Consider the following 18,715-nt stretch of genomic DNA (forward strand, 5'->3'; position numbering starts at 1 on the left):
TATAAGCAAGAGAGGGAGGTTAGATATGACTACTACCATAACGATCGACGTGGATTTCGCAGGGGTTACGGGCGTCTACGGCAGCGGTCCTTACAAGGACCTCTGGATAGCCCAGAACCCGACCTTCACCTCTGATTCTGGCTATGTCGACGACGAGGGAAATATCGACCTTCCTGAAGACCTCGATGGCGCGGTCGACATTGCCTTCACGCTCTCGGCGGGTGGCTTCGACATCAACGGTAAGGCCTATTACCCGCATTTCCCCCGTGTCCCCGCCCAGTCGAACTCCACCTTCCTCCTCGCGCCCCAACCGCAAGGGTCGGACACGCAGCCAGGCCTCAACACCTCGCCGCCGATGAAGGGGAAGCCGGGCGAATACGGCAAGTTCAACGCCACGCCGGGCGACAGCACGCACGCGACGCTGGTCGTGGGAGAGCGCGACGGGACGCGGTACAAATACTGCCTCGTCATCCCTTTCGAGGACGCGAAGCAGAAGCGTGGGGGCAAGATCGTGATCGATCCCCTGCTGAAGAACGGCCGGCTCGACTTCTGAGCTTCCCGTGGCCGGCCCATGGAGGCAGGGCCGGCTCGTCGGGAAAGGCGCCGCGCCCGCGCTGGACTTGCCGGCACGGCGGCCCTAACGCGCAGCCATGGACAGCGCGCACCTCCCCGATTCCATCCTCATCGTCGATTTCGGCAGCCAGGTTACCCAGCTCATCGCACGCCGCGTGCGCGAAGCGGGGGTCTATTCCGAGATCGCGCCTTTCACGCAGGCCGAGGAGGCGTTCCATCGCCTCAAGCCCAAGGGCGTAATCCTTTCCGGCAGCCCCGCCAGCGTTCCCGATGCGGACAGCCCGCGCGCGCCCGAAGTGATCTTCGACAGCAAGGTCCCCATCCTCGGCATTTGCTACGGCCAGCAGGTCATGACCGAGCAGCTGGGCGGCGAGGTTCGTCCCGGTCACGAAACCGGCGAAGGCGGCGAATTCGGCCGGGCGTTCTGCGAAGTGACCGAGGAATGCGTCCTGTTCGACGGCCTCTGGAAGCCGGGCGAAACGCACCAGGTGTGGATGAGCCACGGCGACAAGGTCACCCGCATTGCCGATGGTTTCCGCATCGTCGCCACCAGCCCCGGCGCACCCTTCGCGCTGATTGCCGACGACGAGCGCCGCTATTACGGCACGCAGTTCCACCCCGAAGTGGTCCACACCCCCGACGGCGGCAAGCTGCTCGCCAATTTCGTGCGCCATGTCTGCGGCCTCAAGGGCGACTGGACCATGGCCGAATTCCGCAAGACCAAGATCGAGGAAATCCGCGCGCAGGTGGGTAACGGCAAGGTCATCTGCGGCCTCTCGGGCGGTGTCGATTCCGCAGTGGCTGCCGTGCTTATCCACGAAGCCATCGGCGACCAGTTGACCTGCGTCTTTGTCGATCATGGACTGATGCGCATGAACGAGGCCGAACAGGTCGTCACCCTGTTCCGCGACCATTACAATATCCCGCTGGTTCACGTGAACGCGGAAGAGATGTTCCTCGGTGGCCTTGAAGGCCAGACCGACCCGGAAAAGAAGCGCAAGTTCATCGGCGGGGCTTTCATCGACTTGTTCGAAGCCGAGGCGAAGAAGATCGGCGGCGCGGATTTCCTCGCGCAGGGCACGCTCTATCCCGACGTCATCGAAAGCGTCAGCTTCACCGGCGGGCCTTCCGTTACGATCAAGAGCCACCACAACGTCGGCGGCCTGCCCGAACGCATGAACATGGAGCTGGTCGAGCCGCTGCGCGAACTGTTCAAGGACGAAGTGCGCGACCTGGGCCGCGAACTCGGCCTGCCCGATGTTTTCGTCGGCCGTCACCCCTTCCCCGGACCTGGTCTCGCGATCCGCATCCCGGGCGAGGTGACCAAGGAACGCTGTGACATCTTGCGCAAGGCCGATGCGATCTATCTCGAGGAAATTCGCAACGCTGGCCTCTACGACGCGATCTGGCAGGCCTTTGCCGTGTTGCTGCCGGTCAAGACCGTCGGCGTGATGGGCGACGGGCGGACCTACGACAGCGTCTGCGCCCTTCGTGCCGTCACCAGCACCGACGGCATGACCGCCGACATCTATCCCTTCGACGCCGCCTTCTTGAGCCGCGTCGCTACGCGCATTATCAACGAGGTGAAGGGCATCAACCGCGTGGTCTACGATTATACGTCGAAGCCGCCCGGCACGATCGAGTGGGAATAAGTATCACGTTCACCAAGCGGCTTGCTCCATTGGCGGAGCGGGCTAACCTTTTGTCCGACGTTTGAAGCCACCCGGCCTTTTCGTCACCGGATTCTGTAAAGGATTGCGCGTCCGCAATTCAGCCTGTCGCGAAAAAGGATTTAGCAATCGCTACGTGTGACGCCGCCCACGAATAGGAACGTCAGCGCAAGCGGTCCGTTCGGCAGGTGTCACCCGATACGGAAGGGACCGCCATGAAACTCTCGACTGCCGCCTTAACCGCCACCGCCGCTCTCGCCCTCACCGGCTGCGAGACGGTTCAGCAGACGTATACCGAGGCGATTTCCTCTACCTATACCGCGGAACTATCGGGCGCGAACGAGGTGCATCCGGGCGATCCCGATGGGTCGGGCAGCGCCGACATCAGCTTCGCCGACGAACTTACGCGCGTATGCTGGGACCTTAACGACCTCACGGGCCTTGGCCCCGTCACGGGAGCGCATATCCATCGCGGTGCAGCCGGTGTGGACGGCCCCGTGGTGCTCGCGCTGAAGCAGGCGACCGAAGGCGGATGGCGCGGATGTTCTTCCGACACCAGCTGGGTGCAGCAGGCCTTCGACGAAGGGCTCCAGAACTATTACGTCAACGTGCATACGGCCGAATATCCGAAGGGCGCGATCCGCGGTCAGTTGCGCCAGTAATCCCTTCGCTAACCCATGACCGACCAGCTCCCGCTCGGTCCTGACCCGCGTACCGAGGCGCTGCGCCGCCTGCAGGCGCTGCTCGTCCAGCGCTTCGGGCGGATCGAGCGCGCGGTAGCGGAATGGCGGCGGCCCGAATGGGTGCTGGTGCAGGGCGTCATCGGCGCGCGGACGAAATCCGAAGTGTCGAACGCGGCGACCGACCGGCTGCTCAACCGCTACGGATCGTGGGAGGGCGTGGCCAAGGCGCCGCTGGAGGAATTGCAGGCCGAGCTTGCCACCCAGACCTATCCAAACATCGCGGCAGAGCGCCTGAAGGCCAGCCTCACCGCGCTCATCGAGCGGCGAGGATCGGTCGATCTGTCGCATCTTGCAGACATGGAGACGCTTCCTGCCATGCGCTGGCTCGAGCAATTGCCGGGCATCGGGCGCAAGATAGCGGCAGGCGTGATGAACGCCTCGATGCTGGACCGCCGCGCCATCGTGCTCGACGGCCATCACACGCGTATCCTCCAGCGCATGGGTCTCGTGCCGCCAAAGGCGAGCACCGACCGCGCCTTCGAGGCCATCATGCCGGTCATGCCGGAAGAATGGGACGGCGCGGATTTCGACGAGCATCACCTTCTCATGAAAAAGCTCGGCCAGTCCGCGTGCCGTCCCGCCAACCCCGATTGCGCCGCCTGCCTCGCCCTGTCGCTGTGCAAGACCGGAACCGCGCGTGTCGGGACGCGCTGAACGAGCATGTTGAGCGCCGCCCAAACCGAGCACGTCTTTCGCATCCTGGCGCGCGAGATGCCGGGTCGCACGCGCGGGGCAAAGGGACCCAAGGGCCAGCCCGATGCGTTTCGTTCGTGCATTTCCTGCATGCTGTCCGCGCAATCGCTCGACCGCAACACGGCCAAGGCCACGCGCGCGCTTTTCGCGCTGGCAACGACGCCGGAAGCGATGTTGGAACTCGATGACAGCGCGATTGCCGCAGCGATCAAGCCGTGCGGCCTCTACAACACCAAGACCCGTTCGATCCGGCGCTTTTGCGAGACGCTGATCGCCGAGCACGGCGGGGTCGTGCCCGACACGCGCGAGGGGTTGATGGCGCTGCCCGGTATCGGCCGCAAATGCGCCGACATCGTGCTCAGTTTCACCTTCGGGAAGGACGTCATCGCGGTCGACACCCACGTCCACCGCGTCTGCAACCGGATTGGCCTGACGGACGCCAAAACGGCCGATAAGACCGCCGCCCAGCTGGAAGAGCGTTCGCCCGAATGGGCCCTGCGGGACGGCCATTTCTGGCTCATCCAGTTTGGCAAGCGCGTCTGCACCGCCCGCGCCCCCAAATGCGACACCTGCCCGGTTGCGCAGCATTGCGAATTCGTCGCGGGCGAGGCAAGAGGGCGGTCATGAGTTGGGATGACTATTTCGCTGCCGATGCCGGCGGCGCGGAGGCCGAAGGCCGGGGGAAGAAACGCACCGTGACGGTGGGCTGGACCGTGCGGTTCGGCAGGAGCGATGCGATCTGGGGGCCGCCCAAGACCTTCAGCCGCAGCGATCCGAAGGCGAAAAGCGCCAAGTCGATCCAGGCCTGCCCGGCAGCGATCGATTTCGATCGTCGCCACTTCGTGATCCCCTGCCCGGTCGACATCAACCTGGCCTTCCTGCGCGACGCGCAGGGCCGCTTGCAGCTGACCGATGCCGATGGCGAGCAATCGCCGATGCGCCCGCAGGGACGGGCCAATCTTTTCCAGCTGCAGCCGCAAAACGAGTGGCGCGATCCCGAACGGCCGATCCTGCAGTTTACCGCGCCCTATGTCTTCGTGGCGGACGAACCGTGCTGGGTGGTCCAGACCGAACCTTACATGCACTGGTTCCCCGAACAGCGGCCCGGCGTCGCCATGGGCGGGCGCTATCCCATCCATATCTGGCCGCGCCCGCTGGCCTGGGCTTTCGAATGGTACGACCTGTCGAAGCCGCTCAAGCTCAAGCGCGGGGATCCTTGGTTCTACGTCCATTTCGAGACGGAGAACCCCGGCGCCCATGTGCGGCTGGTGGAACAGGAAATGACCGATGATCTCGAGAAATATCTCGATTCCATCATCGATGTCTCGAACTACGTGAACAAGACCTACGGCCTGTTCGGCGAAGCCCAGCGTATCCGTCCGAGCGCGCTGCTGAAGCCCAAGGGCTGAGGCTGGCTAGCGCGCTCAGCCTTCCGCGTCGGCGGCCCGATAAGGCACGAAGTCGTCGAGGAAGATGACGCCGGAGAAGAAATTGCCCGCGCGGCTGTAGGTCGTGATGCGGTCGGTCCGGCACAGCGAGGTCGCGCTGAAGCGGTCGATCACCATGTAGTCGCTATCGTCGATCGCGCCCGGTGAGCGGGTGTAGTTGACCCAGATCGTGTCGCCGTCACGATAGACCAGCGCGGTGTCGTCGATCCTTGTGATGGAGCGCGAGCCGATAGTGCGGATGCAGCGTTCCGGTTCGCCAGCAACGCGCCCGTCGAGCATCTTGGCGAGCTTCATCTCGCCTTTCGTCAGCTCGGCCTGATCCTCCGCCTGCACCGCGGGTGCAGCGAGCATGGTGATGGCGACAGTGGCGAGGGCGAGGCGTTTGAGCATGGCGAGTCTCCTAAGATGCCGGAACATATACCAAACGCGCGCTGAATGCACGCTGACCGGACCCTGCTGCATTCAGGCGCCCGTCCCGCCCACGGTGATGCCGTCGATCAGCAGCGTCGGCTGGCCGACCCCGGCGGGCACGCTCTGGCCGCCCTTGCCGCAGATGCCGACGCCCTCATCCAAGGCCATGTCGTTGCCGATGCCGGTCACGCGGGTGAGCACGCTTGGCCCGTCGCCGATCAGCGTGGCGCCCTTGATCGGGTGGACGATCTTGCCCTTCTCGACCTTGTAAGCCTCGGTGCAGGCGAAGACGAACTTGCCGCTGGTGATGTCGACCTGCCCGCCGCCGAAGCTGGTGGCGTAGATGCCGTCATCCATGCGGCTGAGCAGTTCCTCGGGATCGTCCTCGCCGCCTTGCATGAAAGTGTTGGTCATGCGCGGCATAGGCGCGTGCTGATAGCTTTCGCGCCGTCCGTTGCCGGTCGCCTCCACGCCCATCAGCCGCGCGTTCAGCCGGTCCTGCATGTAGCCCTTGAGGATGCCGTCCTCGATCAGCACGGTCTCGCGCGTCGGCGTGCCTTCGTCGTCGATGCTGAGCGAGCCGCGACGATCCGGCATGCTGCCATCGTCGACCACGGTGACGCCGGGGGCGGCCACGCGTTCGCCGATGCGGCCCGAAAACGCGCTGGTACCCTTGCGGTTGAAATCGCCTTCGAGCCCGTGGCCGACCGCTTCGTGCAGCAGCACGCCGGGCCAGCCGGGGCCGAGCAGGACTGTCTGTTCGCCGGCAGGCGCAGCCACGCTGTCGAGATTGACCAGCGCCTGGCGCACCGCTTCGTCGATCCCGCGCATCCACGCGCCTTCATCGAACAGGCGATCGTAGAGGTAGCGTCCGCCCATGCCGTAGAAGCCGGTTTCGCGGCGGCCGTTCTGTTCGGCGACGACCTGGATATTGAGCCGCACCAGCGGGCGGATGTCGCGCGCGATGTGCCCGTCGGGTCGCACGATCTCGACCACGCTCCAATTGGCGAGCAGGCTGGCTGAGACCTGCGCCACGCGCGGGTCCCTGGCGCGGGCCACGGCGTCGATCTTCTCGAGCAGCGCGACCTTCTCCTCGAACGGCACGAGGTCGAGCGGGCACAGATCGGTGTAGAGGTGGCGGTTGGTCCGTTCGGGCGGCGCGGCAAGCGGCTGGCTGGTCGCGTCGAGCAGTTTCAAGGTCTCGCCCGCGCGCACAATGGCGGCGGCGCTGATCTCGTTGGCGTGCGCAAAGCCGGTGGTCTCGCCCGATACACCGCGCAGGCCGAAGCCCGAATCGCGGCTGTAATCGGCGGTTTTCAGCCGTCCGTCGTCGAACCCGAAGGCTTCGGACGCGATGAACTGGAGGTAGAGCTCGCCATCGTCGCATGGTGCGAGCAGCTTGGCGGTCAGCGCCTGCGCCTCGTCGGGCGTCAGCTTGTTGCCGTAGACGAGGGAGAGCGGATCGGAAGTCGTTGCGGTCATGCGCCCTATGTAGGAACAGGCGCTCCGCTTGGCGAGGGCCTACCCGCAGCGCTTACGGATGGCCCGGATCGGCGCCTTCGGAAATGTCCATCAGCTGCGACTGGTCGACGCCGTCGGCCGGGCCGCCTTCGAGCACGAAGCGCCGGTCGCAATAGCCGCAATCGACATAGCCGTGCTCGTCGATCTGGAGATAGACCTTGGGATGGCCCAGCGCGGCGGCGCGGTACATCTTGCCGGAGCGGATATCGGTCGCGCCATCGCACCACACGCGCGGGGTGGTGACCTTGGACACTTCGGGAGGAGGCAGACTCATGGGAGAGGCCGATAATGGGTTTGACCGAGCGGCTCAAGAGGATAGGTGACGCGCCATGACCACGCCTCCCGCGATCCGCATCGACAACCTCGTCAAACGCTATGCCCCCAGCGGGCCGGGGGACGAGGGGAAGCTGGCGCTGAAGGGCGTGAGCTTCGACGTGCCGCAGGGCGGCGTGTTCGGCCTGCTTGGCCCCAATGGCGCGGGCAAGTCGACGATCATCAACATCTTGGCCGGGCTGGTGCGCAAGACCTCGGGGCATGCCGAGATCTGGGGCTTCGACATCGACGAGAACCCGCGCAACGCGAAGCGGTCGATCGGGATCGTGCCGCAGGAGATCGTCTTCGATCCCTTCTTCACGCCGTTCGAGGTGCTGGAGAACCAGGGCGGCTTTTACGGCATTGCGAAGAAGGACCGGCGCAGCGAGGAACTTCTCGGCGCCGTGCACCTCTCCGACAAGCGCAACGCCTATGCCCGTACGCTCTCGGGCGGGATGAAGCGCCGCCTGCTGATCGCCAAGGCGATGGTGCATTCGCCGCCGATCCTCGTGCTCGACGAGCCGACTGCGGGCGTGGATGTGGAGCTACGCCGCCAGCTGTGGGAGCTGGTGCAGGAACTGAACGCCGAAGGTGTGACCGTGGTGCTGACCACGCATTACCTCGAGGAGGCGGAGCAATTGTGCGACCGGATCGCGATCATCAACCACGGCGAGCTGATCGCCAACAAGCCGACCCGCGAGTTGATCGGCATGGCGCGCGAGAAGATCGTCTCGGTCAGCGTCGACAAGGACCTTGGCGGACCGATCATGGAGGAAGCCTTCATCAAGGCCGAGGTGGTCGACCCGCGCCGGCTCGACATCACCTATGATCGCGACAAGACCAGCGCGGGACAGGTCCTCGCGCTGGTGCAGTCGCATGGCTACGGCATCGAGGATGTCACCACCCGCGAAGCCGATCTGGAAGATGTCTTCGTGCAGTTGACAGGTGCGGGCTGACCCGCGCCGATCCTGTCAAGTCTTAGCCGAAGCTGCGCGGACCCAATCCAGCGTCCTTTACCTTGAGCACGTCCCAGACGTGCGGTTCGATTTCTTCCATCGGCGTGTGGCAGCACCGGCATTTGCCGACGTGCATGCCGCCTGCCTTGCGCATGTTGCTGAAATCGACCGAGTGGCGCCCGAAAGCGCAGGCGAGCAAACCCATTTTCATTTTTTGCGACCCTCCAAGATCCCATGCGCCCCCGCATGTCCCTGTCCGATTCGGTGATTATCGCGAGTCTGTCTTAAATTAACCGTAATTTCGGCGAGTCGTTCTGTGCTTGCCGCATGATGATTGCTTGGCCATGAGACGGGCATGACTGATACGCATGATGTTCTCGTCATCGGCTCGGGCGCGGCCGGTCTGACTGCCGCGCTGGAGCTTGCGCAGACCAAGAAGGTGCTGGTGCTGGCCAAGGGCAAGCTGACCAGCGGGTCGACCGCCTGGGCGCAGGGCGGGATTGCCGCCGTGCTCGACGCAGGCGACACCTTCGAGAACCATATCCGCGATACGATGGTGGCGGGCGGCGGCCTCAACGATCTCGAAACGGTCGAATTCGTGATCGAGCGCGCACCAGCCGCCATCGACCGCCTGTGCGAGCTGGGCGTGCCTTTCAACCGCGAGGAAGGCGATCTCCACCTCACCCGCGAGGGCGGACATTCGCATCGCCGCATCGTCCATGTGAACGACGCGACCGGCTGGGCGGTGCAGGCTGCATTGCTGAAGGCGGCGGAGGAAAATCCGAACATTACCCTGCTCCCGCACCAGAGCTGCATCGACCTCATCACCGGGCGCAACCAGACCGAATATTCCGGTTCGGGCCGCGTGTGGGGTGCCTATGCGCTCGACGAGGAAACGGGCGAGGTTGTGACCCATGTCGCGCGCGCCACCGTGCTGGCGGCGGGCGGTGCGGGCCGCGTCTACCTTTTCTCCACCGCCCCGCGCGGCGCCACCGGCGACGGGATCGCCATGGCCTGGCGTGCGGGGGCGCGTGTCTCCAACATGGAGATGATGCAGTTTCACCCGACCTGCCTCTACAATCTCGAGGTCAAGAACTTCCTCATTACAGAGGCGGTGCGCGGCGAGGGCGGACGGCTGTTCAACCCGGTGACGGGCGAACGCTACATGGAGAAATACGACCCCGAGCGCATGGAGCTGGCCCCGCGCGACATCGTGGCGCGCGCGAACGACGACCAGATCAAGCGCTACGGCCTCGACTATGTCCATCTCGACATCAGCCACCAGCAGCCCGAGTTCGTGATGGAACATTTCCCGACCATCCACGAAAAGCTGATGGGTCTCGGCATCGACATGACCAAGGGACCGATCCCGGTCGTGCCGGCCCAGCATTACACCTGCGGCGGGGTGAAGATCGGACTCGACGCCAAGACCGACCTGCCCGGCCTCTGGGCTGCGGGCGAATGCACCGAGAGCGGGCTCCACGGCGCCAACCGCCTTGCGTCCAACAGTCTGCTCGAATGCTTCGTTTTCGGCGAAGCGGCGGCCAAGGACATCCTCGAATGCTGGGACAAGCTCGACGACCCGCCCAAAATCCTGCCATGGGACGAAAGCCGCGTGACCGATTCCGACGAGGAAGTGGTCATCAAGCAGAACTGGACCGAGATCCGCCGCTTCATGTGGAACTATGTCGGCATCGTGCGCACCACCAAGCGGTTGGAACGCGCAGGCAACAGGATCGAGATGCTGCGCCAGGAGGTGGAGGACTATTACGGCAGCTTCCGCGTCACCACCGACCTCATCGAGCTGCGTAACCTGCTCGAATGCGCCAATCTGATCGTGAAAAGTGCGCTCAAACGCCACGAAAGCCGCGGCCTGCATTTCATCCTCGACTATCCGGAGACGAGCCCGGTGGCGCGCGACACGCTGCTGATTCCGTAGCTCCCGGGACATCACGCAGGGCGGATCGGGGGCAATCTTTACCTTTCGCGCGTTATGGGGAGTGAACCGGGGACCCCATCATGCGATTCTACAAGGCGACTTCCTTCCTTTTTCCGCGCCATTACCCGGCGCGAATGTTCGCCCTGTGCTTCGGCGCAGTGCACATTCCGCTTGTGACCTTCCTCGTCTTCGAGGCGCTGCGTGGTGAGTGGCATTGGGGTATTTTCCTCGCCCTGCTCGTGGCGACCGTTGTCGGAAGCGTCGCGGCAATCCTCGGCATTCACGGCCTGCTCGCCCCGATCGACGAGGCCTCGCGTGCGCTCAGGGCCATGCGTGACGGCGACCTGTCGCGCCCGGTCCCTATCGGAGGCCCCGATTTGGCGGGTCACCTTCTTGAATCGGTCGCCCACGCCTCGCGCTCGACCGCAGACAAGATCGACAATTTGCAGGAATTGGCCAACACCGACCTCCTGACCGGCCTCCTCAACCGCCGCGGTTTTTTCGAGGCGATGGACGCGCGCGAAAAAATGTCCGGCACGCTGGCCGTCATCGACACGAACAATTTCAAGCGGGTCAACGACCTTCATGGCCACCTTGAAGGGGATCGCGTCCTTCGCATGATGGGCGAGCGCCTTCGTGAAGTGATGTCGGGTGAGGACGCCGCAGCGCGTTGGGGCGGGGACGAATTCCTGGTCTTCTTCGCCCATCGCTCCGAAGACGAGGCGACGAAGGCCCTTGCCACCCTTGCGCAAGGTCTCGAACGCCGACCCCTGACCCGGATCGACGGCAAGCCTTTCGGCTTTTCTTCCGGCACGACGGCAATCGATGAAAATGACCGCGGCCTGCTCGATGCGGCTGTCGCCCGTGCCGACGAGCCGCTTTATCGCGACAAGCGCAGGGCTCGCGGACTGGTGGACGCCTGAGCTTCGGCGAGCAGCGGGCGGAGGTTAACCGCGCCCCTGGCCGATCCGCTTCATAATGGCGCGCTGCGGCCAGTCGTCCAGAGCGAATTCGCGCACCAGGCTTTCGGGCACCGGGTGGACGAAGGAGATGCCCAGGGCATCGCCCAATTGCCAGGCGATCCGGCCGCCGACCGAGTAATCGGGGGCGAGGAACACGTCGCAGCGGTCGCCCACTTCGACTTCTGCATTCGGCGATTCCACCATGCAACCCTGCTGCGAGAGGTTTCGCATGGTGCCGAAGAGCTGGTAGGCGCCCAGCGCGATACGAACGCTTTCGCGCGTCGAACTCCTCTCGGCAATCCTGCGCTCAATATTCATGAGGCCCTCTCCCAAGGTGCAGAAATACTACAAATAGAAGTCGGTCGATTGTAGTAAAACGACAAGCTGCGCTCCCGTTTACTTTCTGTTTACTATAAGCAGCCCGATTTACGCCTGGGCGATGGACAAACGCGCCGGATTGCGGTGATGTGCGCTGCGAGGACATCAGAAAGAGGAGCGACGCGTGCCGAAGGTCACAGCAAACGGGATCGATATCCATTACGAAGAGCATGGCGATCCGGCCCATCCGGCGATGCTGCTCATCATGGGCTTCGGCGCGCAGCTGACCCTGTGGCCCGACGAGCTGGTCGAAGCCCTTGCCGCGCGCGGATACCGCGTCATCCGTTATGACAACCGCGATATCGGCCTCAGCCACAAGTTCGACGGGGTGAAGGCACCCGGGCTGGTCAAGATGACGCTGATGTCCAAGATCGGCATGACCCCGCGCGTGCCCTATGGCCTTGCCGACATGGCCGCCGACGGGATCGGCCTGCTCGATGCGCTGGACATCGACAAGGCGCATATCGTGGGCGCGAGCATGGGCGGCATGATCGCGCAGCATGTCGCGGCAAAATATCCCGAACGCTGCCTCAGCTTCACCCAGATCTTTTCGACCACCGGCAATCCCAAGCTGCCGCCCGCGCGCAAGGAAGCGCTGCAGGCGCTGGTCACGCGGCCTTCGAGCGATGCCGAGGATGCGCTGGTCGAACACGGCATCATGCTCGCGCGGACCATCGGCTCGCCTGGCTATCCGGCGCCCGAGGAACGCCTGCGCGAACGCACGCTCACCAGCGTGCGCCGCAGCTTTTATCCCGAAGGTCCGACGCGGCACCTCTCGGCCATCGTCGCCGATGGCGACCGCCGCCCGATGCTGCGCGAAATCACCGTGCCGACCCTTGTTCTGCATGGCGAGGACGATCCGCTCGTACCGTGCGAAGGCGGGCGGGACACCGCGGCCTGTATTCCGGACGCGAAGCTGGAGACCATCCCCGGCTGGGGGCACGATCTTCCGCTGGAACTGGTCGAGCCGCTGTCCGACAAGATCGCGGGGCACGCCTCTTCGGCGACGAACTGAAGGGCGATTGCGACAAATCGCGCCGAATTTTTCGCGCAGGTATCGGCGAACTGGAGGCTCGCTCTGCGAGTCCCTTTCGCGGGGCTATCCCAAGGTTTCGCGATCTGGTCGATTAAGGTCTGGCGGGGCACGTGAGCTTGCGCCGAAATGTAAGAAACGGTCCAGATTGTATGTCCCCGTCACGCGCTATTGTGTCATTTGACACAGGCTCGGAGCGGGTTCAATTAAAGCAACGGTAGCCAAAGGTGCCCGCAGGACCCGGCTCTCCGATCGACCAACGACCGTACTCGCTAGAAGAATGAAAACGGCAGTCGCGATCAACGTGTAACTCTCTGCGGCCGATCATCGCTTTATTCCAAAGGATGATCACCATGTACAAAATTGTCACCCTCTCCCTCGCTCTTGCGGCCACGGCCGTCCTGCTCGCCGAGCCGGTTACCGCCGGTGCGGAAGAACCCAGCATCGTCGTTACGCCGGAGAAATCCCACGCGCAGTTCGTCGCGACCGTCTCGCGCGATCTCGATGACCAGCTCGAAGCCGCCTCGCGGTATCCCTACCTCCCGTTTGGGGAAGGGATCACCAAGGTGCGCTTCACGCGCACTGCCGACGGCGCTCCGGAAAACGTAACGATTTACCGCAAGTCGGGCATCCGCACCCTCGACAGGATCGCACGCCGGGCGGTGAGCAATTTGCGAACCCTCAACGAAGTGCCGGCCGATCTCGGACCCGACCAGGTCTACCAGGCCAACATCGTGTTCGCGAATAACGCCGAACGTGCGGAGGAATTGCAGGACCAACTGATAGCCGAAGAAACTGCGCGGTTTGCATCCGATCCCTCCGAGCGCAGGGTCTTCGCCTTCGGTAGCGCAGCGGCCCGTCCGTCCTCCTGAACCGCGCTACCGTTTCCCGGCCAAAATGAAACTGTCCGGCCGGGAACGCCCCGGTGCCACGTCATGTTCTGCGGGAACAGGCGTGTCGCCGGGGTTCGTTTTGTCCCGCTGGCTACCGGGTCGACAAGCAACTCACGGCAAGGAAATGTCGCGGTCCGAGTCGAATGATTCACAAGCCGGCAGCATCATTTTTGCCCCAAAGATTTTTTGCACGGCTGCATTTTTGGGCTTGCGATTTCGCAAAGCCAGCTTGGTCCACGCGTCGCTGCATCGCATCATCGGATCCGGTCCACAGGCACTCTCCATACGCGTGTTAAAAATTCGTTGACCCTCTTGCGCCCGACTCGCTCCTGATTCAGTATCTAGTGGTCGGTTGCCTGGGGGTACCCACAAGACCTAGCGATTATCCCGAAGCTCCCCATATGGGAGAGGTGGCGGATTCGCCCCGGTCTGTGGAGAAAATGGGGAGAAGTTTCGCACCCCGGACAAGGCATTCGATGGTAGGCGGGTAGGGCTCCCGTCGACTCGACAGGAACGCGGCACGACGGGCGATCGCAGGACCCGTACGGCCCGCACAGACACAGATGGTGGGGCAACATGGATTTCAAAGGCGGAGACGAAGCGGCGATGGCACTGGACCTCGAAACGGACACCACGACCGAGGACAGCGATGGCGCGGCGTCGAAAGCCACCGACAAGGCGGTGAGCATGGCGAAGGACGATAAGGGCAGCGACGAACTCGTCGCCGAAAAGGCGGGTGAAGCGATGGCCGGTGCCATGGCCGAAGTTGCCAAGGCTGCGGCTGCCAAGGAAGATTCCAAGAAGGTCCTCGACCGCCGCTTCGACGTGAAGACGGACGACAGCCGCAACGATCTCCTCACCGAGTTCGGTAAGGAGACGCTGGAAGACCGTTACCTGCTGCCCGGCGAAACCTATCAGGACCTGTTCGCCCGCGTCGCCGACTATTTCGCCGACGACCAGGACCACGCCCAGCGCCTTTACGACTACATCTCAAAGCTGTGGTTCATGCCCGCGACCCCCGTTCTCTCGAACGGCGGCACCACGCGCGGCCTGCCCATCTCCTGCTATTTGAACTCGGTTTCGGACAGCCTCGACGGCATCGTCGGCACCTGGAACGAGAACGTGTGGCTCGCTTCGAAGGGCGGCGGCATCGGCACCTATTGGGGGAATGTCCGCGGCATCGGCGAGCCGGTCGGCCTCAACGGCAAGACCAGCGGCATCATTCCCTTCGTCCGCGTGATGGACAGCCTGACGCTCGCGATCTCGCAAGGGTCCCTGCGCCGCGGCTCGGCGGCCTGCTACATCGACGTCAACCACCCGGAAATCGAGGAATTCCTCGAAATCCGTAAGCCCTCGGGCGACTTCAACCGCAAGGCGCTGAACCTGCACCACGGCGTGCTGATCACCGATGCCTTCATGGAAGCGGTCCGCAACGGTGAGGAATTCGACCTCGTCAGCCCCAAGGACGGCAGCGTCCGCAAGACGGTCGACGCGCGTTCGCTCTTCCAGAAGCTCGTCGAGACCCGCCTTGCGACGGGCGAGCCCTACATCGTCTTCTCGGACACGGTGAACCGCATGATGCCCAAGCATCACCGCGATCTCGGCCTCAAGGTCTCGACTTCGAACCTGTGCGCCGAAATTACCCTGCCGACCGGCATCGACCACCTCGGCAACGACCGCACCGCAGTCTGCTGCCTGTCCTCGCTCAACATCGAGAAGTGGGACGAGTGGAACACCGAAAAGCAGTTCATCGAGGACGTCATGCGCTTCCTCGACAACGTCCTGCAGGATTACATCGACCGCGCGCCCGACGAGATGGCGCGCGCGAAATACTCCGCGATGCGCGAACGTAGCGTCGGCCTCGGCGTGATGGGCTTCCACTCCTTCCTCCAGCAGAAGGGCATCGGCTTCGAAAGCCCGATGGCTAAGGTCTGGAACCTGAAGATGTTCAAGCACATCCAGGGCAAGGCGTCGGAAGCTTCCATGGTGCTCGCACAGGAACGCGGCGCCTGCCCTGATGCCGAGGACATGGGCGCGATGGAACGCTTCAGCTGCAAGATGGCGATCGCCCCGACCGCGTCGATCTCGATCATCTGCGGCGGCACCAGCGCCTGCATCGAGCCGATCCCGGCGAACATCTACACCCACAAGACGCTTTCGGGCAGCTTCGTGGTGAAGAACCCCTATCTCGAAAAGCTGCTCGACAAGAAGAGCAAGAACTCGACCGCGATCTGGAATTCGATCCTCGAGAAGGGCGGCAGCGTCCAGCACCTCGACTTCCTGACTCCCGAAGAAAAGGCGACCTTCAAGACCAGCTTCGAAATAGACCAGCGCTGGCTGCTCGAATTCGCCGCTGACCGCGCGCCCTATATCGACCAGGCGCAGTCGCTGAACCTCTTCATCCCGGCCGATGTCGACAAGTGGGACCTGATGATGCTGCACTTCCAGGCGTGGGAGAAGGGCATCAAGTCGCTCTATTACCTCCGCTCGAAGTCGGTGCAGCGCGCCGGTTTCGCCGGTGGCGTTGAGGCCGACAACACCGCCGACGCCGCGAAATACGAACTCGCCGCCGGTGCCGAGCAGACCGATTACGAGGAATGCCTCGCCTGCCAGTAAGCGGCAGCGGTAATTGGAAAGGCCCCGTCCTCCTAATGGGAGGGCGGGGCTTTTTCGTGGAGGATCGATGCTGCGGCTACAGCGCGTCCGTCAGCCCTTTTAGGCGCGATAAAGGGCCCGGCCCGCGTGCCGGAAGAACGCGGTTGCTATCGCCTTTTTCGTTGTCGTGAATCAGCTTACTTGCCCGGGCGGCGCAGGTCACAGAAAGGGCAAGGTCGAATTCCCGGCGGGCGAGGCGCGCTATGCCGCCAGCTCGCACCGGTCGCGGCCCGCGCGTTTGGCGTTGTAGAGTGCCCTGTCGGCGGTGCTCAGCAGCATCCCGAGGTCCGGCGCGCCGGCGGCACCATGGACCGCGATGCCGATGCTGACCGTGCAGCTCGCCGTCTCTTGGTCTTCACGCATTGGAATTTCGATATGGCTGATGGCGCTGCGCATTTCCTCGGCGAGCGTGATGGGGTTCGCGCCGTCCAGCGGCTCCAGCAGGACGACGAATTCTTCCCCGCCGAACCGAGCCGCCAGCCCCGAATGCTTGCGCGCAATCATCGACAAGGCTTCTCCCACCGAGCGCAGGCATTCATCGCCAGCCTGGTGCCCCCACCGGTCGTTGAAATTCTTGAAATGGTCGATGTCGATCATGAACACCGCAACGCTCTGGCCTTCGCCATCCGTCCCGGGGCCATAGCGCTTGCCGAAAGTCTCCGAGCAATGCCGCCGGTTGGCAAGCCCGGTCAACGGATCGTGGCTGGCGAGCTGTTCCAGCTGGCGATTGGCGTGGGCCAGTTCCTCCACGCGCCGCCACCGGGCCTCGGCCAGTTCGATATTGTCGGTCTGCAACGTCCACATCCGGCGCGCCAGCATCCAGGCGGCAATTCCGACGATGAGGAACACGATGGCCATAGCGGTAAACAGCTGGGCGTTGTCGGCGGAAAACCACAGCACGGCCAGCGAACAGGCAAGGTACATGCCGACAAAGACAGCGGATTCGCGCGGGCTGAGAGGCAGGATCGGGGTCGCGATGCCGAGCACCAGCACCGTGCCGAGCATGTGGAACACATTGTGCGGGGCAGGGGCCCAGCCGGCAATCGTCGCCGTGACCATGCCGAAAGCGATCAGGGACGAGCCGAGCAGGGCCTTGCGCGCCCTGCGCATCCTTCGCGGAAGCGCGAGGCCAAGCGCCTGCTGGGTCATGACTAGCCCGGTCTTCAATCCGGCGGCGGTCAGGATAAAGGCTGGCACGATAAGCACGTCGATCGCGATGGAGGCGAGGGTTACCCCCATTCCTAGCGCAAAAAGAAACGGCAGGATCCGGTCGACCTGATCGTCGACCAGCGCGGCGAGCGTCCCGGCGCTGGCATCCGGAGAAACCGCGGACAGGAGCGCAGCACCGCTAGCCGTAGCGTCATGGCCAGCTGTGTGCGCGGGACCCTCCATCCCGTCCTTTTAGCCACATCCGCTGCAGCTACAAGCAATTGGCACCAGTATGGATACGTAAAAGCGCCCGGTCTGCCGTTGGGCGAACCGGGCGCTAAACGTTACGAAGTGACGTTATAAGGCTCAGGCATCTTCCATGACGGCCGTGTTGCCGAGACCTTCGGGAATGCGTGCGCTTTCCTTGAGGTAAATGCGGTTGTCGTCGATCTTGTCGACGTCGTCGAGCGACAGGAAATGGTGCATGTCGTCCGAACTGTCCGACTTGGTCAGCTTGATGGCGTCGTCCTGTACATGATCGACGGTGCCAACGTGCTGGCCCTTGCAATCGGTGACTTCCATGTGTTCCTTGATACGGAGCTTCTCAAACATATAAAACCCTTTTGTTTAAATTGGTTACACCTAATCAACGTAAGGGTAGCAGAGGGGGTCCACGCTTCGTCTACGTTCGTGCACGGCTGTGCGCATAACCTCTATTCCGTGGGAGTTTTCAAGGGTCGGGCAAGGGGTTAGGAAGGAGTGATGGAGGATCTTCTTGCAGCACTGGACCGCTTCGAAAAGTTTAGCGGGTGGAGCATCGGTTGGTTTATCGGCCTGTTCTTCTTCGCGCTGTTGATCGAGAGTTGGCCGCATATCCGCTATCGTTTCTGTGCCTGGCGCATCCGCCGCGCCGCGCGCGCTACGAGCGGGCTCCATCCCGACGAAATGCGGGATTACGGCTGGAAGCAGGGCGAGGCTCCGGAAAGGTTCGACTCCTGGCGGATCCTGCAGGTGACGCTGGTCGGCACCTTGCAGATGATCGCGCCGGTGTTGCTCGCCGATCTTGCCACCGGCGACCCACTGCTGATGGGGCCGGTCGCAGGCCTGGCCGCCGCATGGTTCCTAAAATCGCGTCAGAAGCAGGATGCCGAGCCGGAGGGTGACGGGGAGCGGCAGGGGCCGCATATCCCTGACGAAGCTTTTTGGGGTTTCCTGCTGGCCATGGGGATGGCGGGAGTTGTCTTCATGATTGCAAGCGTGCTGCTCTAGCAGGGCGCACAAACCCGCCCTCAAGTAGCAAAGCGATAGGGCCGCACAAAAGTTGACGCCCCGCCTGGAAAGACGGGGCGCCGGGGTTTCGCGGAACTTGCCCGCAAAAG

Annotated in this window: 20 protein-coding genes; 13 read left to right on the top strand and 7 right to left on the bottom strand. The window is 63.5% G+C overall.

All coding sequences use genetic code 11. The annotated features are described in order from the left end of the window. Positions 1-25 precede the first annotated feature (25 nt). The 6 genes from K3148_RS06405 (at position 26) to K3148_RS06430 (ending at position 5,088) form a co-directional block, all read left to right on the top strand. Positions 26-553 (top strand): hypothetical protein, encoded by a 528-nt coding sequence (locus tag K3148_RS06405; RefSeq protein ID WP_221426470.1) that lies wholly within the window; start codon positions 26-28, stop codon positions 551-553. Positions 554-650: 97 nt separating this feature from the next. Continuing rightward, on the top strand, positions 651-2,225 hold the full coding sequence (gene guaA / locus K3148_RS06410; RefSeq protein WP_221426471.1) for a glutamine-hydrolyzing GMP synthase: 1,575 nt from the start codon (positions 651-653) through the stop codon (positions 2,223-2,225). 233 nt (positions 2,226-2,458) lie between these two features. Further along, a complete protein-coding gene (locus K3148_RS06415) occupies positions 2,459-2,905 on the top strand; it encodes a CHRD domain-containing protein (protein ID WP_221426472.1) in 447 nt (148 codons plus the stop codon). Positions 2,906-2,920: 15 nt separating this feature from the next. Then, positions 2,921-3,640, top strand: coding sequence for an endonuclease III domain-containing protein (locus K3148_RS06420; protein WP_221426473.1), 720 nt, complete (start codon positions 2,921-2,923; stop codon positions 3,638-3,640). A 6-nt stretch (positions 3,641-3,646) separates the two neighbouring features. Continuing rightward, entirely contained in the window at positions 3,647-4,306 is a 660-nt protein-coding gene (locus tag K3148_RS06425) for an endonuclease III domain-containing protein (protein ID WP_221426474.1), read from the top strand. Beyond that, positions 4,303-5,088: a hypothetical protein gene (locus tag K3148_RS06430; protein ID WP_221426475.1), complete on the top strand. Its 786-nt coding sequence runs from the start codon at positions 4,303-4,305 to the stop codon at positions 5,086-5,088. The genes K3148_RS06425 and K3148_RS06430 overlap by 4 nt, the downstream gene beginning before the upstream one ends. 15 nt (positions 5,089-5,103) lie before the next feature. Here the strand turns inward: K3148_RS06430 and K3148_RS06435 are convergent, their stop codons facing one another. From K3148_RS06435 to K3148_RS06445, 3 genes are all read right to left on the bottom strand, one after another. Then, the gene (locus K3148_RS06435) at positions 5,104-5,517 is read right to left on the bottom strand and encodes a hypothetical protein (RefSeq protein ID WP_247711661.1); all 414 of its coding nucleotides are present in this window, start codon (positions 5,515-5,517) and stop codon (positions 5,104-5,106) included. A 72-nt stretch (positions 5,518-5,589) separates the two neighbouring features. Beyond that, positions 5,590-7,020 (bottom strand): metalloprotease TldD, encoded by a 1,431-nt coding sequence (tldD, locus tag K3148_RS06440; RefSeq protein ID WP_221426476.1) that lies wholly within the window; start codon positions 7,018-7,020, stop codon positions 5,590-5,592. Between the two features lie 52 nt (positions 7,021-7,072). Beyond that, the gene (locus K3148_RS06445) at positions 7,073-7,333 is read right to left on the bottom strand and encodes a zinc-finger domain-containing protein (RefSeq protein WP_221426477.1); all 261 of its coding nucleotides are present in this window, start codon (positions 7,331-7,333) and stop codon (positions 7,073-7,075) included. 55 nt (positions 7,334-7,388) lie between these two features. On the opposite strand from K3148_RS06445, the gene K3148_RS06450 reads away from it, so the two are divergent. Beyond that, positions 7,389-8,327, top strand: coding sequence for an ABC transporter ATP-binding protein (locus tag K3148_RS06450; protein ID WP_221426478.1), 939 nt, complete (start codon positions 7,389-7,391; stop codon positions 8,325-8,327). A gap of 22 nt (positions 8,328-8,349) precedes the next feature. On the opposite strand, the gene K3148_RS06455 is transcribed toward K3148_RS06450, so the two are convergent. Then, the gene (locus tag K3148_RS06455) at positions 8,350-8,538 is read right to left on the bottom strand and encodes a hypothetical protein (RefSeq protein ID WP_221426479.1); all 189 of its coding nucleotides are present in this window, start codon (positions 8,536-8,538) and stop codon (positions 8,350-8,352) included. A 144-nt stretch (positions 8,539-8,682) separates the two neighbouring features. Between K3148_RS06455 and nadB the strand changes: the two genes are divergently transcribed. Both nadB and K3148_RS06465 read left to right on the top strand, forming a co-directional pair. Next, positions 8,683-10,266: an L-aspartate oxidase gene (gene nadB / locus K3148_RS06460; RefSeq protein WP_221426480.1), complete on the top strand. Its 1,584-nt coding sequence runs from the start codon at positions 8,683-8,685 to the stop codon at positions 10,264-10,266. Between the two features lie 80 nt (positions 10,267-10,346). Continuing rightward, entirely contained in the window at positions 10,347-11,189 is an 843-nt protein-coding gene (locus K3148_RS06465) for a GGDEF domain-containing protein (protein WP_221426481.1), read from the top strand. 24 nt (positions 11,190-11,213) lie between these two features. Here K3148_RS06465 and K3148_RS06470 read toward each other — a convergent pair whose 3' ends face one another. Beyond that, positions 11,214-11,546, bottom strand: a complete 333-nt coding sequence (locus tag K3148_RS06470; protein WP_221426482.1) for a PilZ domain-containing protein — start codon at positions 11,544-11,546, stop codon at positions 11,214-11,216. A gap of 184 nt (positions 11,547-11,730) precedes the next feature. On the opposite strand from K3148_RS06470, the gene K3148_RS06475 reads away from it, so the two are divergent. From K3148_RS06475 to K3148_RS06485, 3 genes are all read left to right on the top strand, one after another. Next, positions 11,731-12,621, top strand: coding sequence for an alpha/beta fold hydrolase (locus tag K3148_RS06475; RefSeq protein ID WP_221426483.1), 891 nt, complete (start codon positions 11,731-11,733; stop codon positions 12,619-12,621). Positions 12,622-12,992: 371 nt separating this feature from the next. Continuing rightward, a complete protein-coding gene (locus K3148_RS06480) occupies positions 12,993-13,511 on the top strand; it encodes an energy transducer TonB (RefSeq protein WP_221426484.1) in 519 nt (172 codons plus the stop codon). 597 nt (positions 13,512-14,108) lie between these two features. Further along, positions 14,109-16,148, top strand: coding sequence for a ribonucleoside-diphosphate reductase subunit alpha (locus tag K3148_RS06485; RefSeq protein WP_221426485.1), 2,040 nt, complete (start codon positions 14,109-14,111; stop codon positions 16,146-16,148). Between the two features lie 240 nt (positions 16,149-16,388). Here K3148_RS06485 and K3148_RS06490 read toward each other — a convergent pair whose 3' ends face one another. Both K3148_RS06490 and K3148_RS06495 read right to left on the bottom strand, forming a co-directional pair. Continuing rightward, positions 16,389-17,579 (bottom strand): GGDEF domain-containing protein, encoded by a 1,191-nt coding sequence (locus tag K3148_RS06490; RefSeq protein WP_221426486.1) that lies wholly within the window; start codon positions 17,577-17,579, stop codon positions 16,389-16,391. A gap of 123 nt (positions 17,580-17,702) precedes the next feature. After that, on the bottom strand, positions 17,703-17,948 hold the full coding sequence (locus K3148_RS06495) for a DUF2171 domain-containing protein (protein WP_221426487.1): 246 nt from the start codon (positions 17,946-17,948) through the stop codon (positions 17,703-17,705). A gap of 150 nt (positions 17,949-18,098) precedes the next feature. Between K3148_RS06495 and K3148_RS06500 the strand changes: the two genes are divergently transcribed. After that, positions 18,099-18,605, top strand: a complete 507-nt coding sequence (locus tag K3148_RS06500; RefSeq protein WP_221426488.1) for a hypothetical protein — start codon at positions 18,099-18,101, stop codon at positions 18,603-18,605. Positions 18,606-18,715 lie beyond the last annotated feature (110 nt).

It is taken from the genome of Qipengyuania aurantiaca (assembly GCF_019711375.1).
In the GTDB taxonomy this organism is placed as follows: Bacteria; Pseudomonadota; Alphaproteobacteria; order Sphingomonadales; family Sphingomonadaceae; genus Qipengyuania; species Qipengyuania aurantiaca.